Source organism: Pseudomonas sp. SWI44 (genome assembly GCF_002947915.1).
In the GTDB taxonomy this organism is placed as follows: domain Bacteria; phylum Pseudomonadota; class Gammaproteobacteria; order Pseudomonadales; family Pseudomonadaceae; genus Aquipseudomonas; species Aquipseudomonas taiwanensis.
Genome location: NZ_CP026674.1, coordinates 1964103 through 1989427, shown reverse-complemented (window position 1 = coordinate 1989427; position 25325 = coordinate 1964103). Strand labels below are relative to the sequence as shown.

Annotated in this window: 18 protein-coding genes and 1 pseudogene; 10 read left to right on the top strand and 9 right to left on the bottom strand. The window is 62.2% G+C overall.

All coding sequences use genetic code 11. The annotated features are described in order from the left end of the window. Positions 1 to 44: 44 nt before the first annotated feature. The 8 genes from fba to C4Q26_RS09415 all read left to right on the top strand — a co-directional run bounded on the left by fba (position 45) and on the right by C4Q26_RS09415 (position 7990). Positions 45 to 1109: a class II fructose-bisphosphate aldolase gene (gene fba, locus C4Q26_RS09450; protein ID WP_023378382.1), complete on the top strand. Its 1065-nt coding sequence runs from the start codon at positions 45 to 47 to the stop codon at positions 1107 to 1109. Positions 1110 to 1348: 239 nt separating this feature from the next. Further along, positions 1349 to 3469: a bifunctional diguanylate cyclase/phosphodiesterase gene (locus C4Q26_RS09445; RefSeq protein WP_023378384.1), complete on the top strand. Its 2121-nt coding sequence runs from the start codon at positions 1349 to 1351 to the stop codon at positions 3467 to 3469. A 39-nt stretch (positions 3470 to 3508) separates the two neighbouring features. Continuing rightward, a complete protein-coding gene (locus C4Q26_RS09440) occupies positions 3509 to 4009 on the top strand; it encodes a M48 family metallopeptidase (protein WP_023378386.1) in 501 nt (166 codons plus the stop codon). A 12-nt stretch (positions 4010 to 4021) separates the two neighbouring features. Further along, entirely contained in the window at positions 4022 to 4318 is a 297-nt protein-coding gene (locus C4Q26_RS09435) for a helix-turn-helix domain-containing protein (RefSeq protein WP_023378388.1), read from the top strand. Between the two features lie 74 nt (positions 4319 to 4392). Next, entirely contained in the window at positions 4393 to 5028 is a 636-nt protein-coding gene (locus C4Q26_RS09430) for a transcriptional regulator (protein ID WP_027907947.1), read from the top strand. A 115-nt stretch (positions 5029 to 5143) separates the two neighbouring features. Continuing rightward, a complete protein-coding gene (locus C4Q26_RS09425) occupies positions 5144 to 6121 on the top strand; it encodes a threonine/serine dehydratase (RefSeq protein ID WP_104882252.1) in 978 nt (325 codons plus the stop codon). After that, entirely contained in the window at positions 6118 to 7065 is a 948-nt protein-coding gene (locus C4Q26_RS09420) for an ornithine cyclodeaminase family protein (protein ID WP_023378393.1), read from the top strand. Before C4Q26_RS09425 ends, C4Q26_RS09420 begins: the two co-directional genes overlap by 4 nt. Positions 7066 to 7252: 187 nt before the next feature. Then, positions 7253 to 7990 carry an ABC transporter substrate-binding protein gene (locus C4Q26_RS09415; RefSeq protein WP_104883025.1) on the top strand — a complete coding sequence of 246 codons (738 nt, stop codon included), beginning with the start codon at positions 7253 to 7255 and terminating at the stop codon, positions 7988 to 7990. Between the two features lie 47 nt (positions 7991 to 8037). On the opposite strand, the gene yccS is transcribed toward C4Q26_RS09415, so the two are convergent. The 7 genes and pseudogenes from yccS to C4Q26_RS28195 form a co-directional block, all read right to left on the bottom strand. Next, positions 8038 to 10221, bottom strand: coding sequence for a YccS family putative transporter (gene yccS, locus C4Q26_RS09410; RefSeq protein ID WP_104883024.1), 2184 nt, complete (start codon positions 10219 to 10221; stop codon positions 8038 to 8040). Between the two features lie 134 nt (positions 10222 to 10355). Then, a complete protein-coding gene (locus C4Q26_RS09405; RefSeq protein WP_023378398.1) occupies positions 10356 to 11537 on the bottom strand; it encodes an NAD(P)/FAD-dependent oxidoreductase in 1182 nt (393 codons plus the stop codon). Between the two features lie 121 nt (positions 11538 to 11658). Continuing rightward, positions 11659 to 12996, bottom strand: a complete 1338-nt coding sequence (dbpA, locus tag C4Q26_RS09400; RefSeq protein WP_238346403.1) for an ATP-dependent RNA helicase DbpA — start codon at positions 12994 to 12996, stop codon at positions 11659 to 11661. A 112-nt stretch (positions 12997 to 13108) separates the two neighbouring features. Continuing rightward, on the bottom strand, positions 13109 to 14536 hold the full coding sequence (gene mdtD, locus C4Q26_RS09395; protein WP_023378401.1) for a multidrug transporter subunit MdtD: 1428 nt from the start codon (positions 14534 to 14536) through the stop codon (positions 13109 to 13111). A gap of 111 nt (positions 14537 to 14647) precedes the next feature. Next, a complete protein-coding gene (locus C4Q26_RS09390; RefSeq protein WP_104883023.1) occupies positions 14648 to 15967 on the bottom strand; it encodes a TldD/PmbA family protein in 1320 nt (439 codons plus the stop codon). Further along, positions 15967 to 17409, bottom strand: coding sequence for a TldD/PmbA family protein (locus C4Q26_RS09385; RefSeq protein ID WP_027907948.1), 1443 nt, complete (start codon positions 17407 to 17409; stop codon positions 15967 to 15969). The genes C4Q26_RS09390 and C4Q26_RS09385 overlap by 1 nt, the downstream gene beginning before the upstream one ends. A 31-nt stretch (positions 17410 to 17440) precedes the next feature. Beyond that, positions 17441 to 17557, bottom strand: a pseudogene (locus C4Q26_RS28195) (hypothetical protein); the annotation flags it as partial. A 126-nt stretch (positions 17558 to 17683) separates the two neighbouring features. Here C4Q26_RS28195 and C4Q26_RS27850 point away from each other — a divergent pair. Both C4Q26_RS27850 and C4Q26_RS09370 read left to right on the top strand, forming a co-directional pair. Next, positions 17684 to 18397, top strand: coding sequence for a hypothetical protein (locus tag C4Q26_RS27850; protein WP_158664886.1), 714 nt, complete (start codon positions 17684 to 17686; stop codon positions 18395 to 18397). A 48-nt stretch (positions 18398 to 18445) separates the two neighbouring features. Further along, positions 18446 to 18847 carry a hypothetical protein gene (locus C4Q26_RS09370; RefSeq protein WP_158664885.1) on the top strand — a complete coding sequence of 134 codons (402 nt, stop codon included), beginning with the start codon at positions 18446 to 18448 and terminating at the stop codon, positions 18845 to 18847. 48 nt (positions 18848 to 18895) lie between these two features. Here the strand turns inward: C4Q26_RS09370 and C4Q26_RS09365 are convergent, their stop codons facing one another. Together C4Q26_RS09365 and putA are read right to left on the bottom strand one after the other, a co-directional pair. Then, a complete protein-coding gene (locus C4Q26_RS09365; RefSeq protein ID WP_023378409.1) occupies positions 18896 to 20698 on the bottom strand; it encodes an acyl-CoA dehydrogenase in 1803 nt (600 codons plus the stop codon). A gap of 501 nt (positions 20699 to 21199) precedes the next feature. Next, positions 21200 to 25153 (bottom strand): trifunctional transcriptional regulator/proline dehydrogenase/L-glutamate gamma-semialdehyde dehydrogenase, encoded by a 3954-nt coding sequence (putA, locus tag C4Q26_RS09360; RefSeq protein ID WP_023378410.1) that lies wholly within the window; start codon positions 25151 to 25153, stop codon positions 21200 to 21202. Positions 25154 to 25325 lie beyond the last annotated feature (172 nt).

Here is a 25325-nt window from a genome sequence, read left to right as displayed (position 1 = left end):
GGCTTGCACGAAACAAACGACGCTTGTCGGGAGAGAGATACACAATGGCACTCATTAGCATGCGCCAGATGCTGGACCACGCCGCCGAGTTCGGTTACGGCGTTCCGGCTTTCAACGTCAACAACCTCGAGCAGATGCGCGCCATCATGGAAGCGGCCGACAAGACCGACTCCCCGGTGATCGTCCAGGCCTCGGCCGGCGCCCGCAAATATGCCGGTGCCCCTTTCCTGCGCCACCTGATCCTGGCGGCCATCGAAGAATTCCCGCACATTCCGGTGTGCATGCACCAGGACCACGGCACCAGCCCTGACGTCTGCCAGCGCTCCATCCAGCTGGGCTTCAGCTCGGTCATGATGGACGGTTCGCTCAAGGAAGACGGCAAGACTCCGTCCGACTACGAGTACAACGTTCGCGTCACCCAGCAGACCGTGGCATTCGCCCACGCCTGCGGTGTATCGGTAGAAGGCGAGCTGGGTTGCCTGGGCAGCCTGGAAACCGGCCAGGCCGGTGAAGAGGACGGTGTGGGCGCCGAAGGCATCCTGGACCACAGCCAGATGCTGACCGACCCAGAAGAAGCCGCTGACTTCGTCAAGAAGACCCAGGTCGATGCCCTGGCCATCGCCATCGGTACCAGCCACGGTGCTTACAAGTTCACCAAGCCGCCAACCGGCGACATCCTGGCCATCGACCGCATCAAGGAAATCCACAAGCGCATCCCGAACACCCACCTGGTGATGCACGGCTCCTCCTCGGTACCTCAGGAGTGGCTGAAAGTGATCAACGAGTACGGCGGTGACATCAAGGAAACCTACGGCGTGCCGGTCGAAGAAATCGTCGAAGGCATCAAGTACGGTGTACGCAAGGTCAACATCGACACCGACCTGCGCCTGGCTTCCACGGGTGCCATCCGTCGCTACATGGCTCAGCACCCGAGCGAGTTCGACCCACGCAAGTTCTTCGCCGAAACCGTGAAGGCCATGCGTGACGTGTGCATCGCCCGTTACGAAGCCTTCGGCACTGCGGGCAATGCCTCGAAGATCAAACCGATCTCCCTGGAAGGCATGTTCCAACGTTATGCCAAGGGTGAGCTGGCCGCCAAGGTCAACTGATCCGGCTGCTGCGTAACCCGAAAAGCCCGCATTCGATATGCGGGCTTTTTGTTTGTGCAAGGCTTGACCGGCTTCCCAGGCCTTGCTCGACTTTTTGCTGGTGGCGGGTTGACCGTTAGTCGGCTACCGTCCTAGTTGATGGCGCTTAGCCATTCCTTGCATTGCGCGTTTGGTCATCAAGGCTAGAGTTCATAATCGGATCCAATTGGATTCGAAGGCAGTCTTACAAGAGAAGCAGCATGGATGGCGCTCATACTCAATTGCCGGATGGCAACTCGGTTTTACTGGTTGTAGACGACTACCCGGAAAACCTCATCAGCATGCGGGCGCTCTTGGCCCGCAAGGATTGGCAGGTGTTGACGGCGAGCTCGGGGATGGAAGCCCTTAGCGCGTTGCTCGAGCACGATGTCGATTTGGTGCTGCTGGACGTTCAGATGCCGGAAATGGACGGCTTCGAAGTCGCCCGCCTGATGCGCGGCAGTCAGCGCACGCGGCTGACGCCGATCATTTTCCTGACGGCCAACGAGCAGTCCGACGAAGCCGTGCTCAAGGGGTACGCCAGCGGCGCCGTGGACTACATGTTCAAGCCGTTCGACCCGCAGATACTCAAGCCCAAGGTCCAGGCTTTGCTCGACCAGCAGAGTAACCGGCGCATGCTCCAGCGCCTTACCCGGGAGCTGGAGGCTGCCAGGGCGTTCAATGCCTCGATTCTGGAGAATGCCGCCGAGGGCATTCTAGTGGTGGATGCTACAGGCATCATCAGTTTCGCCAACCCGGCTATCTCGCGGCTGTTGCAGGCGCCGGTCGAGCAATTGCAGGGCGTGTCCGTACTGGACTTGGTGCAACTGCCCAATGTCAGCCTGTGGGTCGATTCAGAGTTCTACCAGGCCTACCTGGCACGGCGGATTTTTCGTGTGCATGACGCCCAGCTGCGTACCCAGACCGGTCAGTTGGTACCGGTGGCGCTGTCGTGCGCGCCACTGCCCGCCGAGCAGCAGGCCATGGTAGTGACGGTGCTGGACATGTCGGTGGTGCGCAACCTGCATCAGCAGCTCGAATATCAAGCCGTGACCGACCCCCTCACGGGCCTGCTCAATCGTCGCGGCTTCTATCAGGCGGCCGACGCGGTGCTGATGCGTAACGAGCACTCGGACAAGTGCCAGGCGCTCATGTACATGGATCTGGACGGGTTCAAGCGCATCAATGACTCCCTGGGTCACGACGCCGGTGATCGTGTGCTGCGTTGGGTCGGCGAGCAGCTCAAGGACTGCTTGGGTAATGAAGCCCTGCTGGCACGCATGGGGGGCGATGAATTCACCGCGCTGTTCGACGGGCTACCGTATCCGGAACAGGCCGGGCGTTTTGCCGAGCGACTGCTCGAGCGGATGTCCAGCTGCCAGCATATAGATGATCTGGACCTGAACCTGGGGGTCAGCATCGGGATCGCCACGTACCCGGACTGCGGTGCCAGCGTCGAAGGCCTGCTGCGGGCCGCCGATGTGGCGATGTATGCAGCCAAGCGAGCCGGACGTCAGCAATACCGCTTCTATGATCAGGAGCTCAACGGCCGAGCACGTTCGAGGCTGATGCTCGAAGACGGTGTCCGCGCTGCCATCGAGGAACGCGCCTTCACCCTGGTGTATCAGCCCCAGGTCAGTTTCGCCGACGGTCACCTGCGTGGTTTCGAGGCATTGTTGCGCTGGCAGCACCCTAGTGTCGGCGATGTGCCGCCGGGGCTGTTCATTCCATTGCTGGAAGAGGCCCGGTTGATCAACCGCCTGGCCAGTTGGATCTATCGTCAGGGCGTGTCCCAGCGCCGGGCCTGGCGTGAACACTTCGCGCCGGACGTGGTACTGGGTATCAGCCTCAGTCGCGCACAGTTTTCCATGCCCAGCCTGGTGGACGAACTGCAGCGGGTAATCAACGAACAAGGGCTGAGCCCGTCGCAGTTGGAGGTCGAGGTCGCGGAGACTTCGCTGATGTACAACATCGACGAGGCGGTCAAGCAGGTCAATCGTTTGCGTGAGCTGGGTGTTCGGGTAGCCCTGGACGACTTTGGCGCAGGCGATTGTTCGCTGCGCATGCTGCGCGACCTGCCAATAGATACCTTGAAGATCGACCGTCATCTGGTTGCACGACTGCCGGACTCCGCGGTTGATGCAGCCCTGGTGCGCAGCGTGATCGCCTTGTGCGCGGACTACGCCATCACGGTCATCGCCGAAGGCGTTGAAACCCCGGCCCAGGCAGCTTGGCTCAAAGCCAACGGTTGTGCGTACGTGCAGGGTTTCATCGTCGCCCACCCGATGACGGCAGCGGATGCCGGGCGCTTCCCGACAATTTTCCCCTGGCCGAGGCTATGATTGGCTAAACTCGCCCTTCGTTCCGCCATACCCTGTGCCATGACCGCATTACGCTACTTGCAAGCCTACCCGCCGCACCTGCAGGCGCAGGTGCGCCAGATGATCGACAGCAACCGCCTGGGCGATTACCTGCAACGCCGTTACCCTGAACGTCACGACATTCAGAGCGACAAGGCGTTGTACGGTTATGCCCAGGATTTGCGTCAGCAGTACCTGCGCAGTGCGCCGAGCCTGGACAAGGTGTTGTTCGATAATCGTCTGGACCTCACCCACCGTGCGTTGGGGCTGAACACGGCGGTGTCGAGGATCCAGGGCGGCAAGCTCAAGGCAAAGAAGGAAATCCGCATTGCCTCGCTGTTCAAGGAGGCCGCGCCACAGTTCCTGCGCATGATCGTGGTGCATGAGCTGGCCCATCTGCGGGAGCGGGAGCACAACAAGGCGTTCTACCAGCTCTGTCAGCACATGGAACCGGACTATCACCAACTGGAATTCGACCTGCGCGTCTACCTGACCTATCGGGAGCTGCAGGGCAATTGTTAAGGACCAAGCGGCATGGATGTGAGCAAGACCAAGAGCAGTTTCTATCGTCGTCTGTATGTGGCCTGGCTGATCGATAGTCAGACAGCCACCAGCGTACCGGCGCTGATGGAGGCCACCGGTATGCCACGGCGCACGGCGCAAGACACCATTGCCGCGCTGGCCGACCTGGATATCGTCTGCGAGTTCGAGCAACAGGAAGGTGCGCGCAACCATGCCGGGCATTACCGCATCCATGACTGGGGGGCCATCGACAAGCAGTGGATCATCCAGCACCTGCGGCAGATCCGTGAAGTCTTGGGGTACCCTTGACCGCTGTGGCGCGAGCCCCCTTGAACAGCGCAAGGCCGTCCTCCAGATCGCATCCATACGCCAGGAATTTGCAGATGTCCGCTAATCGGCAGGCTCTATCCCCTCGTTTCAGTAATTACGCCGCCATGGCCGATGGCGTTGCTACCCTGCTGTTCCCCCATGCCGAAGTCGTGGTTCACGACCTGCGCAGCCAGACCGTGGTGCATATCGCCAACAACATCTCCAAGCGCCAGCTGGGGGATGATTCGGCGCTGGATGACCTGCCCGCCGAACTGGACCCCTCGGCGCCCCTGGGGCCCTACGAAAAGCTCAATTGGAATGGCCAGAAGATCCGCTCCATCAGCAGCGTGATGGTCGATGAGTCCGGTCAGCCGGAAGCGCTGCTGTGCATCAATTTCAACATCTCGGTGCTCGAGCAGGCCAAGCAGGCGCTGGACCTGTTCTTCCAGGCCAGCCGCTTGCTGCCACAGCCAGAAGCACTGTTCCGCGACGATTGGCAGGAGCGGATCAATACCTTCCTGCACGCCTGGCTCGCGGACAAGGGGTTGAGCCTCGGCAGCCTCGACCGTGACCACAAGCGTGAGCTGGTGCAGGCCCTGCATGGACAAGGGGCTTTTCGTGGCAAGAGTGCCTATGACTACGTGGCCAATGTCCTGGGCATGGGGCGGGCGACGGTCTACAAGTATGTGAAGCTCATGCGGGAAGCGTGAAGGCAGGTCTCCAGCGACAGGCGATGCTTGCTGTTTGTAGATAAATATTCTACGGTGGACGAATATTCTATTCGTGGCGGCACTGTGGCCGCCTTTCACCCCGGAGAACCCGTCCATGGAAATCAACGATGCCGAGCTCGACGCGCTGTTTCTGTCGATCTTCCAGGCTCATCAGGCGCTACGCCCGCAGGTACCCGTCACCCCGTTGCTCCCCAGTGCTGGGTTGTCCGCGCTGACCGGCTGTAACGTTCTTCTGAAGTGCGAGCACTTGCAGTGCACGGGGTCGTTCAAATTCAGGGGGGCCAGTAACAAGCTGCGGCTGTTGGATGCTCAGCAGCGTCACCTCGGGGTAATCGCCGCGTCCTCGGGCAACCATGGCCAAGGCCTGGCGCTGGCTGGCCAGTTGCTGGGGGTGCCCGTCACGGTCTACGCCAGCAGCGAGGCATCGCCGGTGAAGATCGACGCCATGCGCGCGCTGGGTGCCAATGTCCAATTGCTGGATTGCGACCCGCTTGAGGTCGAGCTCGAGGCAGGACGCCGGGCAAGGCAGCAAGGCAAGCCGTTCGTCTCGCCGTACAACGATCTGGAGGTCATCGCCGGGCAGGGCACCATCGGCATGGAATTGCTGGAGCAGCATTTCGACCTGGATGCAGTGTTCGTTGCCGTCGGTGGCGGGGGGATGATTTCCGGCATCGCTGCCGCGCTGCATAAACTCAAGCCGTCGGTGGAGGTGATCGGTTGCTGGCCGGTCAATGCGCCGACGCTGCAGCGCTCGCTGGTAGCGGGACGGATCATCGAGGTCGAAGAAACCGACACGCTCTCGGACGGCACCGCAGGCGGAGTCGAACCCGACAGCATCACTTTCGGCCTATGCCAGCGGCTGCTGGACAGGACCGTGCTGGTCAGCGAGCGTGAAATCAAGGACGCAATGCGCGATGTCGCCTCCCATGAACGCTGGATCATCGAAGGCGCGGCAGCGGTCGCTCTGGCGGGCATGAAGCAATTGGCCAAAGACTATCAAGGCAAGAATGTCGCGGTGGTGCTGTGCGGGCGCAACATCCAACTGGAGCAATACCTGGAGGCGATCGCATGAACGTCTTCGACAGGCACCGCATCGAACAACATCTTGACCTGGGCGTGGCCGAGCGTTGGCTCGAAGAGGGTTTCATCGCCTATTCCCAGGGAAAGGTCCAGGCACCCCCGGTCCAGACCTTCGTTTTTGCCCAGTCCAATGGTGACTGTTGCATCAAGTCGGCCTACGTGGAAGGCAGCGAGACCTTTACCGTCAAAGTGTCCACCGGCTTCTACGACAACCCTGCACGAGGATTGGAGAGCAATGACGGCTTGATGCTGGTGCTCTGTGCCCGAACCGGTCAGCCGCTGGCGTTGCTGGCGGACCAAGGTTGGCTGACCGGCATGCGTACAGCATTGGCCGGGCGGATCGTCGCGCGGCGGATGGCACCCGCGAAGGTCGAGGCGATCGGGATTCTTGGGACTGGAACCCAGGCGCGAATGCAACTGGCGCAACTCATGCCCGTTACCACGTGCCGCGAGGTGAGTGTGTGGGGGCGCAGCGATGCGGGGCTGGCTGCCTACCGGGATTACGCCCAGGCACTGGGGTTCGACGTGCGGGTGGAACGTGAGCCCAAGGCGGTCGCCGAAGCGGCCAACCTGATCGTCTGCACCACCCCGTCTCGTGAGGCCTTGCTGCAACGTGAATGGATACGGCCCGGTACGCACATCACTGCGTTGGGCGCCGACACGTCCGGCAAGCAAGAACTCGACCCAAGGCTGGTAGCCAGTGCCGACCGCATCGTGGTCGACTCGATCCGCCAGTGCAGTCAATATGGCGAGGTGTCCCACGCCTTGCAGGCTGGCTTGATGAGCCCGGCCAGGCTAGTGGAAATCGGGACTGTGCTCGCCGGTGACGCCATCGCTCGCGAAGATGAGGGGCAATTGACCGTGGCGGACCTGACCGGTGTCGCGGTTCAGGATGCGCAGATCGCGCGCTGTGCCTTCGAGTCGCTGCGTGGCTGAGAATCAGGCCTCGCAATGAGGCCTGAACATTACGCCCAGTCATGGCGGCATATCGCAGACCAAAATAGAGGCTATTTGACATCATTGCCCGCTATCGCTTACCTCTCCCGATGTGTAACCTGCAAGTCCTGTAGTTGCGAAGACCGCCTTCAATAGCGTGAGCCCTCTACTACAAAAGGACTTGAGCATGCGGCCACTGCTGTGCGTTCTGGGGTTACTGGGAGTGTTGCTGGCCATGCCTGCCGTGGGCCAGGAGAAGTTGCGGCTGGTAGCCGACAACTGGCCTCCGTTCACCGACAGTGGCATGCCAGGGGGGGGATTAGCCACCCGCATCGTCACCACGGCGCTCGCCCGCGCAGGCTATGACAGCGAAGTGGAAGAGGTGCCTTGGGCGCGGGCACTGATGGGGGTCGGGGAGGGGCGCTATGACGTCCTGATCGACGCGTGGTACACCGACTCACGGACGCAGATTGGCCACTTTTCCAAAGCCTACCTGACCAACCGCATTCGTCTGCTCCAGCGTAAGGGAAGCAACGTGCGCTACCAGCGTCAGTCGGATCTGTATCCCTACAGCATTGCCGTGGTACGCGATTATGCCTATTCGCCGCAATTCGATGGCGACAGCCGTCTGAACAAGGTGACTGTACGAAACTTTTCCACTGCCTTGCGCATGCTGGCCGCAGGACGGGTTCAGCTGGCGGTGGAGGATGAGTACGTTGCCCGCTACAACCTGCAGCGTGAATCTTCGAAAGTGCGCGATGAAGTCGAGTTGGTCGAGCCACCACTGGGGGAGAACAGCCTGCACATTCTGGTCAGCCTAAAACGGCCCGACCATCTGCAGATCGTCGATCGTTTCGAGCGCGCCATCGCAGCGATGAAAGCCGATGGCAGCTATGCCCGCCTCATGCACCAGTACGGCTTCTGATCCCACCCTCTGAAACCGGCGTGCCGGCGATAGGGTGTACAGGTCAATCAGCCCGGTGCACCCTCCTTGATCAGATGCGCCGCCAGCGTTCGCAGCGGCCCCAATTGCCGGCAGATCAATGCCAATTGGGTCTGTACCAACCGCTGTTGTTCATCCAGCTCTTCCGGCATCTGCTCCAGCGTGTTGGCCAAGGCCTCTTCGGTATCGCTATGGATCGGCACCGGCAGTCGCGCCGCCAGTCCGTTGGCGATTTCGTCTAGGCTGCTGGCCAGGCTCTGGCCGGCACCTTCGATCAACTGCTCCTGGACTTCGGTCGGCAGCGTCGTATCGCGGTGGGCACCCAGCCCGGAGAGGTAGCTGAGCAAGGTATGCGACAGCACCAGGAAACGGAAACCGACATCGGCCTCTTTGCGAAAGTGCCCAGGCTCCATCAGCATGTTGGCCAGGGTAGTGGACAGCGCCGCATCGGCGTTGTGAGCATTGCGCCGCGCCAGGCGATAGGCCAGGTCATCGCGCTTGCCATGGGCATACTGCTGCATGATCTGGCGCAGGTACGCGCTGGCGCAGGACAGGGTGTTGGCCAGCGCCTTGTTCAGGTTACGGCCCTGCCAGTCAGGAAGGAACAGGAATACCGCGAGAATGGCGATCAGGCTACCCACCAGGGTATCGAACAGACGCGGCAGGAACAGCCCGTAACCGTCGCCGATCTGGTTGAAGCAGAACAGCACCATCAGGGTGATCGCAGCGGTGGCCAAAGTGTAGCGGGTCGTGCGGTTGACGAAGAACACCACGCCGGCGACCACGGCGAACATTGACTGGATGATCGGGCTGGGGAACAGGTCGAACAACGCCCAACCCACCGTGAGGCCGATGGCTGTGCCGATGACCCGCTGCACCAGTTTGCGCCGCGTGGCGCCGTAGTTGGGCTGGCAGACGAACAGCGTGGTAAGGATGATCCAGTAGCCCTGGGTCGGGTGAATCAGGTGCACCATGCCGTAGCCGACCGACAGTGCCAACGGCAGGCGCAGGGCATGGCGGAACAGCAACGAGGTGGGCGTAAGCTGCGTCCGCAGGCGGTTCCATACGTCCTTGAGGTTGCGTGGCGAACGGTCGAGCAGGCTGCTGTCGCTGGCGTCGGCAAGGCTGTCCGGGTTGCTTGCCGCCCCTAGAAGCCGGTCAAGGGTGGCAAGGTTGGCCGCCAGCGCACGCAATGAGCGCAGCAGCCCACGCCAGGCCGGGTTGCTCTGGATGCGCAAGTGCTCCAGTGAGGCGTTGAGGTCTTCCAGTGCTTCGGCAAAGCCAGTGTCCAGGACGAAGGGCTGGCGCAGGCGGATCGAGCGCGACAGCTCCTGGCACGCCGAACCCTGCTGGCGCAGCAGGCGCTGGCAGCGGAACATGACGTCACTGTGGAAGAACGCCTCGGCCAGGGCATTGTAGGGGTAGTGCGAGGCGCTGACCCGCTCGTGAATGTCTTGTGCCAGGAAGTACAGCTTCAGGTAGCGGCTGAGCTTGGAGTTCGGCTGGCTGTTGCCTACCCGGTGCAGAATGATTTCCTTGGCTGCGTTCAAGGCCGCTACGACCTTGCCGTTCTGCTGGGCCAGTTCCAGTCGCCGGGCCTCCACGTCGAGGTTGCGGATGGGCTCGAACAGATTGGCCTTGAGCTTAAGGTAGTGCCCCAGTTCACGGAATAACTTGGCCAGACTCTGTTGCACCGGCTGGTTGGAAAACAGTGCCTGCCACAAAACCGACAGCAGACCATACCAGGCGGCGCCTGCCACCAGCAGCAGTGGTTCGTGCCAGAAATCGGTTACCTGGCCGCCGCGCTGGTCCACGCCAATCATGGTGTAGACCGAAAGAATCAACGTTGCCGAGGCGATCGCGCCGTAGCGCTCGCCCAAGGCGCCGAGCATGGTCAGGCTGAAGGCTGCCAGGGCCAGGGCTGCGGCGAAGATCCAGGGATAGGGGAACAGCAACTCGACCGACAGGGCGGCGATGGCGAAGCACGCCAGGGTAACCGCCAGTGCGCTGAGACGGCCCTGCCAACTGTCATCGGTTTCGGCCAGGGCGCTGGCGATGATACCGAGGAACAGCGGGATCAGCAGTGCCATCTCGTCTTGATACCAGCACAGGGCCATGCTGCCGGTCAGGGCGATCGTTACCCGAATGCTGTAGCTGAACTTGTCTTGGCCCCACAAACGACGCAATGAATGGCGGAACGAGCTCGATGACATGATGGCCTTGGGCAGTGATCGAATGAATACCTTTCGAGGCCGGGCAATCGGGGCCGTTCACATCAGCCCCGGAAAACCGGCACTCCGCGCACAGACCAGCAAGAAGCGTTCCGTGCTGCTGAATGGATTCTACTCTACACGAACTGCGCCGCGGCGTTAGCAGATGCCCAAGCCCATTGGAAATTGAAGCCGCCCAGGTGCCCGGTCACGTCCAGCACTTCTCCGATGAAGTAAAGACCTGGGCTCTTGAGCGACTCCATGGTCTTGGACGACACCTCTCGGGTGTCCACGCCGCCCAGGGTTACCTCGGCGGTGCGATAACCCTCGGTGCCGGCGGGCACCAGTTGCCAGGCCGACAACTTGTCGGCGATCTGGCCAAGCTCCGCCGGGGTGTACTGCTTCATGGGCTTGGACTCGAACCACTGCTCGGCCAACAGGTTGGCCAGCTTGCGGGTGAAAACTTCACCAAGCACGGTCTTCAGTTCGGCGTTGGCGCGCTCGGTCTGCTGTTGCTGCAACCATTCCAGCGCGTCGCGATCCGGCAGCAGGTTGATCTCGACCGTGTCGCCGGCTTCCCAGAACGACGAAATCTGCAGAATTGCCGGCCCGCTCAGGCCGCGGTGAGTGAACAGCAGGTTCTCGCGGAAACGGGTGCCGTTGCAGCTGGCGGTGCAGTCCAGCGAGGTGCCCGAAAGCTCGCTGCACAATGCCTTGAGTTGGGGCTCGGTGATGGTGAACGGCACCAAGCCGGCGCGGGTCGGCAGCAGGGTATGGCCGAACTGGCGGGCCACCTGGTAACCAAAGCCGGTGGCGCCCAGTGTCGGGATCGACAGCCCGCCCGTGGCGATCACCAGCGACTGGCAGGCGAACGGGCCGGCGCTGGTCTGCAGCAGGTAACCCTGCTCGGTCTTTTCGATGTGCTCGATGCGCGTTTCCATGCGCAGTTCGGCACCCGCTTCATCGCACTCGGCCAGCAGCATGTTAAGGATGTCGCTGGACTTGTTGTCGCAGAACAGCTGGCCGAGCTTCTTCTCGTGGTAGGGCACGCCATGCTTGGCCACCAGTTCGATGAAGTCCCACTGGGTGTAGCGGGCCAGGGCCGACTTGCAGAAGTGCGGGTTCTGCGACAGGAAGTTGGACGGCTCGGTGTACATGTTGGTGAAGTTGCAGCGCCCGCCGCCGGACATGAGGATTTTCTTGCCTGGCTTGTTGGCGTGGTCGAGCAGCAACACACGGCGGCCTCGGCGGGCACTGAGCTGGGCGCACATCAGGCCGGCGGCGCCGGCGCCGAGGATGATTACATCGGTGGAATGCACGGTGTAAACCTGTCGGTATGAAACACGGAACCCTATGGCAGCGGGTTGACCCGCGAATACGGGGGTGCATTCGCTGGCGCATTCGCGGGTCAACCCGCTCCCACAGGATAGGCGTTTGGTTTTAGAGGATGCGAACCTTCAGGGAGCGTCCCTTGATCTTGCCGCTATTGAGCCGCTGCATGGCCTGCTTGGCCAGAGGACGCTCCACCGCCACGAACGCCTGGAAGTCGAAGATGGCGATCTTGCCCACCTGCTTACCCGGAATTCCGGCGTCACCCGTCAGCGCACCCAGGATATCGCCCGGGCGCAGCTTGTCCTTGCGGCCAGCCGCGATGCACAGCGTGGTCATTGGCGGAAGCAACGGCTCGCCGCCCTTGTGCTTCAGGCTGTCCAACTGGTCCCAGCGCAGCGGGCTCTTCTGCAGGGTCTCGATGGCCTGGGCGCGGTGACCTTCAGCCGGGGCCACCAGGCTGATGGCGATGCCTTTCTCGCCAGCACGGCCAGTCCGGCCGACACGGTGCACGTGGATTTCCGCGTCGCGGGCCAGTTCAACGTTGATGACCATGTCCAGGCCGTCGATATCCAGGCCTCGGGCGGCCACGTCGGTGGCCACCAGTACCGAGCTGCTGCGGTTGGCGAACATGGTTAGCACCTGATCGCGATCACGTTGCTCCAGGTCACCATGCAACGCCTGGGCGACGATGCCTTTGGCGGTGAGGTGGGCGACCACGTCTTCGCATTGTTGCTTGGTGAAGCAGAACGCCACGCAGGACTGCGGGCGATAGTGGCCCAGTACACGGGTGACCGCCTCCAGGCGCTGCTGTGGGTCGATCTCGATGAAGCGCTGCTCGATCTGGTTGTCGGCGTGCAGGCTCTCGACCTTCACTTGCTGTGGCTTGCGCATGAAATCGGCAGCCAACTGCTCGATGCCTGCCGGGTAGGTGGCGGAGAACAGCAGGGTCTGACGGCGCGACGGGGTCTTGCCGATGATGCTGGCGATGGCGTCGAAGAAGCCCATGTCGAGCATGCGGTCGGCTTCGTCCAGCACCAGGGTGTTAAGGCCGTCGAGCACCAGGGTGCCCTTGTCCAGGTGCTGCTGCACCCGGCCTGGCGTGCCGACGATGATGTGCGCACCATGCTCCAGCGAAGCGATCTGCGGGCCGAGCGAAACACCGCCACACAGGGTGAGGATCTTGATGTTGTCCTCGGCACGGGCCAGACGACGCAACTCCTTGGCCACCTGGTCGGCGAGCTCGCGGGTCGGGCATAGCACCAGGGCCTGGCAGCCGAAGTAGCGCGGGTTGATCGGGTTGAGCAGGCCAATGCCGAAGGCGGCAGTCTTGCCGCTGCCGGTCTTGGCCTGGGCGATCAGGTCCTGGCCCTTGAGAATGACCGGCAGGCTCTGGGCCTGGATCGGCGTCATCGAGGCGTAGCCGAGGGCGTCCAGGTTGGCCAGCATGGCAGCGGACAACGGCAAAGTGGCAAAGGCGGTGGTTTCGGTGGTCACGAGGCGGGCCTGCGGTGCGAAGCGAAAAATGCCGCACAGTCTACCAGCCTCGTGGCCATTCGCCCTACGAATCCATGTGGGCTTCCTGACGACGGGCACGCCTTCCGTCAGTCGGGGCCAGTTGCAGGAAGATCGCAGCGGCCAGCATGGCCATGATGCCAACCGTCAAGAACGTGAGCTGGAAGGCGCCAAGTGTCGTTTCCACGCCTTCGGCGCTGCCCGCCGCGGTGAAGCCGCCAAGCAGGGCGCCAGCGCAGGCTACGCCCAGGCTCAGCGACAATTGCGCGACCACCGACAACAAGCTGTTGCCGCTGCTGGCGCTGGCGTCGTCCAGGTCGATCAGGGTCACCGTGTTCATGGCGGTGAACTGCAACGAGTTCACCGCGCCGAGCAAGGCCAGTTGCACCAGCAGCAGGGCATAGGGCGTCTGCTCATCGACCAGGCCCAGGCTGGCCAGGAGCATGCCCAGCAGCAGCGTATTGCCGGTCAGCACGATGCGATAGCCCAGGCGCTCGATCATCGGTCTGGCGACCGACTTGGCCACCATCGCTGCGGCGGCCAGCGGAATCATGCTCATGCCGGCCTGGGACGGCGAGTAGCCTAGAGCGACCTGCAGCAGCAACGGCACCAGGAAGGGCAGGGCGCCGCTACCCAGGCGTGCGAACAGGTTGCCAAGGATGCCGATGGCGAATGTACGCACGCGGAATAGGCTGGGCGAAAACAGCGGCTGTGGGTCGCGCCCGGCGCGCAGCCAGTAGGCGGCCAGGCAGGCCATGCCGGCGAACAGCAACAGCATCACCCGCAGGTGCGGCAAATGCAGCTCGCCCAGGCCCTCCATGGCGATGGTGATCAGCACCATCGCTGCGCCGAACAGGATGAAGCCGGGCGTGTCGAAGGAGGTACGCTCGGCGCCGCGCAGGTCGGGGATGAACTTCCACACCGCCAGGCAACCGATTGCCCCTACCGGCAGGTTGAGCAGGAAGATCCAGTGCCAGCTCAGGATTTCTACCAGCCAGCCGCCCAGGGTTGGGCCCAGCAGCGGGCCGAGCAGGCCGGGGATGGTGATGAAGCTCATGATCCGCACCAGCTCTGAGCGCGGATAGGCACGCAGCACCACCAACCTGCCGACCGGCAGCATCAGCGCGCCCCCCAGGCCTTGCACGACGCGGGCGAAAATCAGGAAACCCAGGCTGTTGGCGGCGGCGCACAGCAGCGAGCCGAAGCTGAACAGCAAGATGGCGCTGAAGAAAATGTGCTTGGTACCGAAACGGTCGGCGATCCAGCCCGAGGCTGGAATCAGCAAGGCCACGGTCAGCATGTAGGAGATGATCACGCCCTGCATGCGCAACGGGTCCTCCTGCAGCGAGCGGGCCATGGCCGGCAGGGCGGTGTTGAGGATGGTGCCGTCCAGGGACTGCATGAAAAAGGCGATGGCCACCACCCAGGGGATCCAGCGGGCGGTGACGGGGTCCATCGGTGCACGATCAGGCATGACGTCCTCTTTTGTCTGTGCCGGCCGCTTCGCGGGCATACCGGTAATGCACCGGATGCTGTGCACTACCCTCAGGTACGGGCTTGCCCACGAAGAGGCCGCTAATGCCTATCACAATGTCAGGGTCAGGCTTTTGACCAGCGCCCCTGGTAAATGACTCGACCCGGTACTGCGCTGTCCATAGGTGCTGGTCGACAGGATCATTTCGCGCTCGTGGGTCAGGTCCTGCAGTTGGCTACCCAGCAGGTTGAACAGGCTGTCATCGAAACGCATGGTGCTCACCGGTCCCTGGATCTTGCCGTCTTCCACCCAGAACGTGGCGAAGCGGGTCAGCCCGGTCATGCGTGCTGCCGGCAAGTCCGAGTAATTCAGGTACCAGAGGTTGCTGATGTACAGACCAGTGCCAAGCCGTTGGAGAACCTCCGAGCGGGACAGGTTTCCTGCAGCCATGCTCAGCGCGCATGGCGATTCATGGCTGTCGGCCCCATTGGCCACCCCTTCGAACTCGGCTGCACTGCGCGCACTGATCAGCCGCTGCAACGCCTCGCCTTGCTGGATCAATGGCACGTCCATGCGCGGCGAGCCCTCATCGGAAAATGCCGGGCTCAGTGAACCGCTGACTTGCTCCGTGAAGCTGACCAGCGGACTCAGCCTGGCATCCCCGTTGTAAAGGCGCTGCAAGGGGCTGTTACCGGTAGCCAGGGCCTGGGCCGAAAAGCCTCCCCAGCACAGCATGCTGGCGATTTCGTCCATGGCGGCGGGCGCCAGGTAGGCACGGTAGCTGCCAGGTTCGAGGTTAATCGCTGGGCGACCGAGGAAGCCCAACTGCTCGCGTGCCTGGCGCAGGCGGGCGGTGAAGTCATCGGCGCTCCAGACCTGTCCTGCATAGTTGGACTTCACGGCCTGGCCGTTTGCGTGGAACAGGCTCCAGTCGAAGTTGAAACTGTTGGCCTGGTGCCAGCCGAAAGCCCCGAACGAGCTGGCAAAACCTCGGTAGATCGGCCCGGCGGCGTAGATGCCGACCAGATCCAGGTCGCCGGCCTCCCGGTCGAGCAGGGCCAGTACTTCGCTCAGTTCCGGAAGTGACTGCTCCTGCAGGCTGTGGCTGTTCCAGGCGTTTTCGTCCAGGCGCAGGTAGGGGTCGACTGCCAACAGTGGCAAGGTCTGGCGCAGTTGTGCGAGAGCGTCGAACAGGCGCTGTTGGTCAAGCTGGGCGTCACCACTCAACGTCACGTGCTGTTCCGCCTGGCGTCCGTCGCGAATCAGCCGCATCTGCGCGCTGGCCTGGCTGACTTCGCCGGCCTGGCGCACCCTGGCGTGGTTGAAACGCACGAATTGCGACTGCTCGGCGCCATAGCCGAGCGTGAACTGCTCGCCCGGTTGCAGGGCGCTGCGCACCGCGCCGACCAGGGCTTCGAAAGTGCGTTTCATCAGGCGTCTCCCCCGAATACGTCGATCTGGCGGAATACGCAGGCTGGCGAAGCATGGCCGACCCGTACCACTTGGTTGGGTTCGCCCTTGCCGCAGTTGGGCGTACCGAGAACCTGGAAAGTACTACGGTCGCCGACCGCCGAGAGGTTACGCCAGAACTGCGCGGAGATGCCGCGGTAATTGGGGTTCTTGACGATGCCCTTGAGCTCGCCGTTCTCGATCAACTGGCCCCATTCGCAGCCGAACTGGAACTTGTTGCGTGCGTCGTCAATGGACCATGAGCGATTGGTGCGCATCAGGATGCCATGCTCGATGCCCTGGATCAGTTGTTCGAGCGACTGGTCGCCTGGCTCGATGTTGAGGTTGGCCATGCGGTCGATGGGTGCGCGGTTCCAGCCGCATGCCCGGCTGTTGGCCACGCCATCGAGGCCGGAGCGGAACTGCGACAGGGCGCCGCCCAGCGGGCGCAGCAACAGGCCGTCGCGAATCAGGAATTGCTTGCTGGCCTCGGTGCCGTCGTCATCGAAGCTGTAGCTGGCCAGTTCTTCGCCGATGGTGGGATCGAAGGTCACGTTCAGCAGCGTCGAGCCGTATTGCAGGTGACCGAAATCAGTGGTCTTGACGAAGCTGGTGCCGGCGTAGTTGCGTTCGTCACCCAGGATTCGGTCCATTTCCAGCGGATGGCCGATGGACTCGTGAATCTGCAGCATCATCTGGTCAGGCATCAGCAGCAGGTCACGTGGCCCGCTGGGGGTATTGGGCGCCAGCAGCAATTGCAGCGCTTCATCGGCAACACGGCGGGCCGCGCCAACCAGGCCGCAGCGCTCGATGATTTCGAAGCCCCCTTGCTGGCCAAAGTTCTCGCGGCCCAGGCTCCGGCTTTGGCTGTCCTGGCCATCGCTGGCGGTCACGCTCAGCCCAGGGAACAGGAAGCGTTGGGCATGGCGCAGCTCGGCACCGGCAGAGTTCAGGAAGGTTTGCTCGACCAGGCTAAGGCCAAGGCTCGCCTGCCAGTCCACCAGGCGGCTGTCCTTGGGTACGCTGGCCGACTCGTCGGCGAGCAGATCCAGGCAGTCGGCAAGGCTCGGCAGCGACTGGTCGTAGTTGGGCGAGATGTGATCGTGGCGTGCGCAGGCGACTGGTTGTTCGCGCAGGTCGAGCAGGCTGTGCGCAGCAATTTGCCGGGCCAGTGCCTCGGCCTGCTCCAACGCCCGCTGCAGGCCCACCTGAGACAGGTCGGCGGTGGCCGCGTAGGCCTCGACGCCATTGAGCCGGACGCTGAGCATGGCACCTTCGTCCTGGCTGAAGAGCGGCGGCTCGGCCACGTTGCGACGTACGGAAAGTGACTGGTGCGACTGCTTTACATGACGCAGGGAAAACAACTCGGCCGTACTGCGCAGCGCGGCGAAGCGCTGACGCAGCAGGGCGCCGGAATCGAACATGCGGAAACCTCCGTTGGCACGGTGGCTCCCCCTAGAACCACCCGTCTTGCATGGCGAGGCAGGTGTCGTCGCGTGCCTCGAGCAATGCCAGGTCATTATGGCAGGGCGGCAGTTCCCAGGTCAGGAAATAACGAGCGGCTTGCAGCTTGCTGAGCCGGCTCATGCCGCTACAGCGCAGAGAAAAGAGAAAAGCCCTACGCGCTATCAGGAATTGGCTGGCTAACCTTTTTTGTGGAGTGGGAGCTTGATGGATTTTTGATCAGTTGGTGTCCACATGATACTTCTGATTCCTCGCTCGAAAGCGGACGTTCACTGTTCATTTCGCTTCGAAACGCCTTTCTTTGCCGTTTATCGTGTGTCCGAATCCTTGTTAAGGCCGGACGATTTGCCGGGGCTGCATGAGCTAATCCAAGAGTGCGGATTTTCACCCCATGAGTGCTTATTTGAGTACGCCAAAAATATCACTCTAAAAAAAGTCGGTGATGGTGATTGGTTGCTAGCGTGTTCAGAGCCAATCAGTCCATTCAAGCCTAAAAGGGCTGAGTTTTGGCCCCTGCACAGCTCTCATGGCCAAGATTATTTGGAGTCAGTGACAGACAGTGCACGGGCAGAGGTTTTTTCAGCAGGATCGAACCCAACGGAAACCAGCGGGCCAGGAAAGTGGTTGTTAAAAGTGATCGATAATGATGCGTTGTGGAACATATTGGCAATAGCCTCGAATAGAACCGGCACGATTGCCAATGAAGGAAGTATGTTTTTTTCGGATGGTAAGGACTGGGCAAATACTAGCCGTACACTCACACATGAATGGACTAGACTGGCGGATGACGAGCAGCACTTCGAGTCGGGCTCTGCGGTTTACCGTTATGGCACTCTGAAAAAAACGGTTCAGAAGTATGTGGAGTCGGATGACAATTGGGCGGTGAAAGGCCTGTCATGGTATTGGGTGCCGGTGACGCCCAATGTTATTTTCGAACGGAAGCATTAAATGGATGAGAGGGTAGCGAGGAAGTACGTGTGGTGGGGATGGGGCGCCTTGGATGCACTGTATATGTTGAACTATGTGGCGAAGAGTGTGCTGCAAGATCGGCTCCCCTTTTTCTCAGACGCGCTGAGTGCGTTGAGGATCATTGATGATCACGGCAGCTATGCCGTTGTATTCATAACGCTGGGGTGGTGTTTGCAGTTGTCCATTGCTGCAAGTGGTATCTTGCTCTTGCGCAGGAGTCGGTGGGGTGAACGCTTGGTTTGGCTGCAGTTGCCATTTAGGTTATTGTTGTTCGTACCTTCTGCATCGGTGCTGTTTTATTATATGGCTCCTCATTTTTCGCAGGGCTCAGTTGTAGGGATTGCACTTGTGGTTGCTAGCGAGCTCGCAAAGGTCTGGAGCCTGTGGTTTTTCAAAGAATCTGCACCCACCACAGGAAGCATCACATAACGGGGAGTCGAGTTGGTATGAGCCACCGTGTTCTCGGTGGCTCCCCCTTTAGAACCACCCGTCTTGCATGGCGAGGCAGGTGTCGTCGCGTACCTCGAGCAATGCCAGGTCATTATGGCAGGGCGGCAGTTCCCAGGTCAGGAAATAACGAGCGGCTTGCAGCTTGCCGAGGTAGAAGTCGCGGTCCGCTTCGGTGCCCTTGATCAAGCCCAGCTCGGCATGAATTGCCTGCTCCAGCCAGCGCCAGCCAATGACGCAGTGGCCGAAGGCCTTGAGGTACAGCGCCGAGTTGGCCAAGGCTCCTGCGACCTTGCCCTGGGCCAAATCGCCGAGCAAGGCAAGGGTCACGGCTTGCAGCCGATTGACCAGCTGCTCGAGAGGTTGGCGCAGCGCGTCGAGGCTCGGGTGGTGGCTGGCGCGCTCGGCAGTGGCGGCGATCAGACGGACCAGCTGCTTGAGCCCGGAGCCACCGTTTTGCGCGAGCTTGCGGCCCAGCAAATCGAGTGACTGGATGCCGTGGGTGCCTTCGTGGATCGGATTCAGGCGGTTGTCGCGGTAGTACTGCTCGACCGGGTATTCGCGGGTGTAGCCGTGGCCGCCGAGAATCTGGATGGCCAGTTCGTTGGCCTTGAGGCAGAACTGCGAAGGCCATGACTTGACGATGGGCGTCAGCAGGTCGAGCAGTTCGTGGGCCTGGCGGCGTGCTGCGTCGTCGCTGGCGGTTTGAGTGTCATCGAACAGCCGCGCGGCATACAGGCCGAGGTCGAAGGCACCCTCGACATAAGCTTTCTGTGCCAGCAGCATGCGCCTGACATCAGTGTGAGCGATGATCGGCACTGCCGGGCTCTGAGGATCTTTGTTGTCCGGCAGTCGTCCTTGTGGCCGCTGGCGGGCGTATTCCAGTGAGTACAGGTAGCCTGCATAACCCAACATCACCGCACCCATGCCCACGCCGATGCGAGCTTCATTCATCATCTGGAACATGCACGCCAGGCCTTGGTGTGGCTGGCCGATCAGGTAGCCGACGCACGCGCCGTTGTCACCGAAGTTCAGTGCAGTGGACGTGGTGCCGCGCCAGCCCATCTTGTGGAACAGCCCGGCCAGCAGTACATCGTTGCGCGCGCCGCGGCTGCCATCTTCGTTGACCCGGTACTTGGGCACGATGAACAGCGAGATGCCCTTCACTCCGGGGGGCGCATCCGGCAGTTTGGCCAGGACCATGTGCACGATGTTTTCCGACAGTTCGTGATCGCCGCCGGAAATGAAAATCTTGTTGCCCTTGATGCGGTAGCTGCCGTCGCCAGCAGGTTCGGCGCGGGTGCGGATGTCGGCCAGCGACGAGCCCGCGTGGGGTTCGGTCAGGGCCATGGTGCCGAAGTAGCGGCCCTCGATCATCGGCTGGAGGAACAGGCGTTTCTGTTCCTCGGTGCCGAAGCTTTCGATCAGGTTGGCCGCACCCATGGTCAGGAACGGGTAGGCCGTGGTGCCAGCGTTGGCGGCCTGGAAATGGGCGAAGCAGGCCTGCGAGAGCAGGCTTGGCAGCTGCATGCCGCCCACTTCGAAGTCACGGTTGGCGTTGAGGAAGCCGGCTTCCAGAAACGCATCGACGGCCGGTTTCACGTCCGGGATCAATTCCGCGCGGCCATCCACGTAGCGCGGCTCGTGCTCGTCGCCTTTGCGGTTGTGTGGGGCGAAGAACTTTTCGGCGATGGTACGGGCGGTGGTGAGCGCCGCGTCGAAAGTCTCGCGGCTGTGCTCGGCGAAGCGCGGGCGCTGGGTCAGGGCCTCGGCGTCGAGGACTTCGTAGAGTTCGAAGGCAAGGTTGCGTGGGCTGAGCAGGGTCTCGGGCATGGTGGCGGTCCTTGGACGGGCTTGGGGCGAGTCTAGGGCTGCTGTTTTGGTAGGGACAGGGTTATTGGTGTTGGTGATATGGGAGAAGAAGGCGGAGCGGCAGCTGGATGGAAGACGTGATGGCGGGCAGGTGCTTGTCGTTGGTTTGGCTGGGGTCTTGAGATCGAGCGCCGCCCGCGCGGCGCATCGCGAGCAAGGCTCGCTCCTACGGCTGTTTCGGGCCAGTAACGCCAGTGGCAGACGCGGGCGACCGTCTTGTTTGGACGACTCGATATCGCGCCGTTCACCAAAGCGGTCGCGCGCCAATATCACAGGAATAATTGGCCCGAAACAAACGTAGGAGCGAGCCTTGCTCGCGATGCGCCGCGCGGGCGGCGCTCGATCTCACGGCCACTGCAACGCCTACGTCGACCCCCCCTGAAGCATCGCCATATGCATTACCTGAACGCCAGCCAAAAAAAAGGAGAGCCTAAGCTCTCCTTCCTTTTCGCATCAGCCCAATCAGCCAATGGTCATCAAGCTGGCGTTACCGCCCGCCGCTGCGGTGTTCACACTTACCGCGCGCTCGATCACCAATCGCTCCAGCGCAATCTGATGGTCGCCGCTGGACAGCCCGTGAACGCCGACGATCGCACCGGCACGCTTGGCCACCTGTTGGCAAATGCCGCGCAGCTGGTCCGAGTCGCCATGATGGAGGACTGCATCGAAGGCCACTTCGTCCTTGTTCCAGTCAGCCACCAGCTTGACCTTGGCCTGCAGCTCTTTCGGCAGGCGGGCGCGCAGGCTCTTGGCCGGTTCGCCATCCTGGAACACCGCCGAGCTGCCGACCGCCAGCACTGCAGCCAACTGAGCCAGCAGGTCCGCTTCGTTGTCCGCCAGGCACAGCACGTGCTCGCGTGGCAGGATGGTGTAGCTGTTGCGCTCGCCAGTCGGTCCTGGCAGGACGCGGGAGATACCGCTTTGCGACTGCGCGGCGAACTGCTCGCAGAGGGCGGCCAGATCGCTCAGCTGGTTGCTGTCTGCCCAGGCCTTGAGGCTGTGCAGCGGCTTGGTCAGCTGTTCGTGCAAGGTGCGGTCCGGCTTGCCTTCGCCATCCTGATGCTGGAAGTGACGGGCAATGGCATCGGCCGGACGGGTCGACAGCAGGCGATACAGGTACAGCGGGCCGCCCGCTTTCGGGCCGGTGCCGGACAGGCCTTCGCCACCGAATGGCTGTACACCCACCACCGCGCCGACGATGTTGCGGTTGACGTACATGTTGCCAGCGTTAGCGGTCTCGACCACCTTGGCGATGGTCTCGTCGATACGGGTATGCACGCCGAGGGTCAGGCCATAGCCGGAAGCATTGATCTGCTCGATCAGCTGGTCGAGGTTGCGGCGGTTGTAGCGCACGACGTGCAGCACAGGACCAAAGATCTCGCGCTTGAGCTCGTCGAAGCTCTCCAGTTCGATCAGGGTCGGCATGACGAAGGTGCCGCGCTTGCATTCCTCGGCGTTGGCGATGGCGACCTGGTAGACCGAGCGACCTTTCTCGCGCATACCCTGGATGTGCTTCTCGATGCCAGCCTTGGCCTCGGCGTCGATCACCGGGCCGATGTCCACGGCCAAGCGGTCCGGGTTGCCCAGGCGGCTTTCGGCCATGGCGCCCTTGAGCATCTCGATCACGCGGTCAGCGGAGTCTTCCTGCAGGCACAGGACCCGCAGGGCCGAGCAACGCTGGCCAGCACTGTCGAAGGCCGAGGACACCACGTCGATCACCACCTGTTCGGTCAGGGCCGAAGAGTCGACGATCATTGCGTTCTGGCCACCGGTTTCGGCGATCAGCGGAATTGGGCGGCCCTGGTTGTCCAGGCGACCGGCGACGTTGCGTTGCAGCAGGCGAGCAACTTCGGTGGAGCCGGTGAACATGACACCCTTGACGCGCTCGTCACCGACCAGGCCGGCGCCGACGGTTTCACCGCGGCCTGGCAGCAGTTGCAGCACGCCTTCCGGAATGCCGGCTTCCAGCAGCAGACGCACGGCCTGGGCTGCGATCAGCGGGGTTTGCTCGGCCGGCTTGGCCAGCACCGGGTTACCGGCAGCCAGCGCCGCGGCCACTTGGCCGGTGAAGATCGCCAGCGGGAAGTTCCACGGGCTGATGCACACCACCGGGCCCAGTGGGCGGTGGGCGTCGTTGCTGAAGTCGTTGCGTGCCTGTACTGCGTAGTAGCGCAGGAAGTCCACCGCCTCGCGCACTTCGGCGATGGCGTTGGCGAAGGTCTTGCCGGCTTCGCGGATGAGCAGGCCCATCAGCGGCTGGATCTCGGCTTCCATCAGGTCGGCGGTGCGTTCGAGGATCGCCGCGCGTTCGGCCGGTGGAGTGGCCTGCCAGATCGGCCCGGCATTGAGCGCGCACTGGATGGCGTTGTCTACGTCGGCAACCGTGGCTTCCTGAACGTGACCGACCACGTCACGATGGTCGGCTGGGTTCAGTACCGGCGCGGCAGTGCTTTCGCTGGCGGCGCAGGCCAGCAGCGGGGCGGCTTTCCAGTCGTTGTGAGCGGTGGCCAGCATGGCGCAGGACAGCGACGCCAGGCGATGTTCGTTGGCCATGTCGATACCGGCGGAGTTGGCTCGCTCGGTGCCGTACAGATCACGCGGCAGCGGGATGCGCGGGTGTGGCAGGCCGATGCTGCCTTCCTGAGTGGCCATGCGCTCGATGCTGGCGACTGGGTCGGCGACCAGTTCCTGGATCGAGATCGAGTGGTCGGCAATGCGGTTGACGAACGAGGTGTTGGCGCCGTTTTCCAGCAGACGACGTACCAGGTAGGCCAGCAGCGTTTCGTGCGTACCGACCGGTGCATAGACGCGGCACGGGCGGTTGAGCTTGCCTTCGGAGATCTTGCCGACAACCTGCTCGTACAGCGGCTCGCCCATGCCGTGCAGGCACTGGAACTCATACTGGCCCGGATAGTAGTTCTGGCCGGCGATGTGGTAGATGGCCGACAGGGTGTGGGCGTTGTGGGTGGCGAACTGCGGGTAGATGGCTTCTGGCACCGACAGCAGCTTGCGGGCACAGGCGATGTAGGAAACGTCGGTGTACACCTTGCGGGTATAGACCGGGTAGCCTTCCAGGCCTTCCACTTGGGCGCGCTTGATCTCGCTGTCCCAGTAGGCGCCTTTCACCAGTCGGATCATCAGGCGGTGACGGCTGCGCTTGGCCAGGTCGATGACGTAGTCGATCACGTACGGGCAGCGCTTCTGATAGGCCTGGATAACGAAACCGATACCGTTCCAGCCTGCCAGCGACGGCTCGAAGCACAGGCGCTCGAGCAGGTCGAGGGACAGTTCGAGGCGGTCGGCTTCTTCGGCGTCGATGTTCAGGCCGATGTCGTACTGCTTGGCCAGCAGGGTCAGTGACAGCAGGCGCGGGTACAGCTCTTCCATCACGCGCTCGTACTGGGCGCGGCTGTAGCGTGGGTGCAGGGCCGACAGCTTGATGGAGATGCCCGGGCCTTCATAGATGCCGCGGCCATGGGAGGCCTTGCCGATCGAGTGAATGGCTTGTTCGTAGGACGCCAGGTATTTCTGCGCATCGTGCTCGGTCAGTGCGGCTTCGCCGAGCATGTCGTAGGAATAGCGGAAACCTTTGGACTCGAAACGGCTGGCGTTGGCCAGGGCTTCGGCGATGGTTTCACCGGTGACGAATTGCTCACCCATCAGGCGCATGGCCATGTCGACGCCCTTGCGGATCATCGGTTCGCCGCTCTTGCCGATGATGCGGGTGAGCGAGGAGGTCAGGCCGGATTCGTTGTGGGTGCTGACCAGCTTGCCGGTCAGCAGCAGGCCCCAGGTGGCGGCATTGACGAACAGCGACGGGCTGTTGCCCAGGTGCGGCTGCCAGTTGCCAGTACTGATCTTGTCCCGGATCAGGGCGTCGCGAGTGCCTTTGTCAGGGATGCGCAGCAGGGCTTCGGCCAGGCACATCAGGGCTACGCCCTCCTGGGACGACAGCGAAAACTCCTGCAGCAGGCCCTGGACGATACCGGCACGGCCTCCAGCGCTCTTCTGGTTACGCAATTTTTCAGCGATGCCGGCGGCCATCTTGTTGGTGGCTTCGGCTTGCGCTGCGCTCAGGCGAGCCTGCTCCAGCAGCATCGGAATGACTTCCTGCTCCGGACGGCGATAGGCGGCAGTGATGGCCGAGCGCAGTACCGATTGCGGCAGGATGCTCTCGGCGAACTCTAGGAAGCACTGGTGGACGTGGTCGGGCTGGACTTCGCCAGCTTCGTCCGCCAGGTTGCTGGCATGACCGTTGAGTTCGGTCAGGGTGGCGCCACCCTCTAGCTTCTCCAGATAGTTGAAGATCGCTTGCTTGATCAACCAATGCGGCGTGCGGTCGATGGACTGCGCAGCTGCTTTGAGTCGCTCACGGGTCGGGTCGTCGAGTTTGACCCCAAGGGTGGTCGTCGCCATTTCTTATCCTCGTTATTGCCACGGCTGTGGCCTAAGCTGTGCCAAGAGTATCCGTAGGTGTTTCCGGGTGCAACCAGGTGCAACCCGAATTTTTTCGGGAAAAGGTGCAACTCGTCCGGTCGGGTGCTTGGGATCCGAAAACGAGGCGTTCCTGGTGCATTTTCTTCTGAAA

Excerpts from the sequence above, each read along its gene's own strand:
- C4Q26_RS09385 (WP_027907948.1), bottom strand. The coding sequence starts at position 17,409 with ATGTTCGATTCCGGCGCCCTGCTGCGTCAGCGCTTCGCCGCGCTGCGC.
- mdtD (WP_023378401.1), bottom strand. The coding sequence starts at position 14,536 with ATGCCTGATCGTGCACCGATGGACCCCGTCACCGCCCGCTGGATCCCC.
- C4Q26_RS27850 (WP_158664886.1), top strand. The coding sequence starts at position 17,684 with ATGATACTTCTGATTCCTCGCTCGAAAGCGGACGTTCACTGTTCATTT.
- C4Q26_RS09425 (WP_104882252.1), top strand. The coding sequence starts at position 5,144 with ATGGAAATCAACGATGCCGAGCTCGACGCGCTGTTTCTGTCGATCTTC.
- C4Q26_RS09435 (WP_023378388.1), top strand. The coding sequence starts at position 4,022 with ATGGATGTGAGCAAGACCAAGAGCAGTTTCTATCGTCGTCTGTATGTG.
- C4Q26_RS09365 (WP_023378409.1), bottom strand. The coding sequence starts at position 20,698 with ATGCCCGAGACCCTGCTCAGCCCACGCAACCTTGCCTTCGAACTCTAC.
- dbpA (WP_238346403.1), bottom strand. The coding sequence starts at position 12,996 with ATGCTGGCCAACCTGGACGCCCTCGGCTACGCCTCGATGACGCCGATC.
- fba (WP_023378382.1), top strand. The coding sequence starts at position 45 with ATGGCACTCATTAGCATGCGCCAGATGCTGGACCACGCCGCCGAGTTC.
- C4Q26_RS09430 (WP_027907947.1), top strand. The coding sequence starts at position 4,393 with ATGTCCGCTAATCGGCAGGCTCTATCCCCTCGTTTCAGTAATTACGCC.
- C4Q26_RS09420 (WP_023378393.1), top strand. The coding sequence starts at position 6,118 with ATGAACGTCTTCGACAGGCACCGCATCGAACAACATCTTGACCTGGGC.
- C4Q26_RS09445 (WP_023378384.1), top strand. The coding sequence starts at position 1,349 with ATGGATGGCGCTCATACTCAATTGCCGGATGGCAACTCGGTTTTACTG.
- putA (WP_023378410.1), bottom strand. The coding sequence starts at position 25,153 with ATGGCGACGACCACCCTTGGGGTCAAACTCGACGACCCGACCCGTGAG.
- C4Q26_RS09390 (WP_104883023.1), bottom strand. The coding sequence starts at position 15,967 with ATGAAACGCACTTTCGAAGCCCTGGTCGGCGCGGTGCGCAGCGCCCTG.
- yccS (WP_104883024.1), bottom strand. The coding sequence starts at position 10,221 with ATGTCATCGAGCTCGTTCCGCCATTCATTGCGTCGTTTGTGGGGCCAA.
- C4Q26_RS09415 (WP_104883025.1), top strand. The coding sequence starts at position 7,253 with ATGCGGCCACTGCTGTGCGTTCTGGGGTTACTGGGAGTGTTGCTGGCC.
- C4Q26_RS09440 (WP_023378386.1), top strand. The coding sequence starts at position 3,509 with ATGACCGCATTACGCTACTTGCAAGCCTACCCGCCGCACCTGCAGGCG.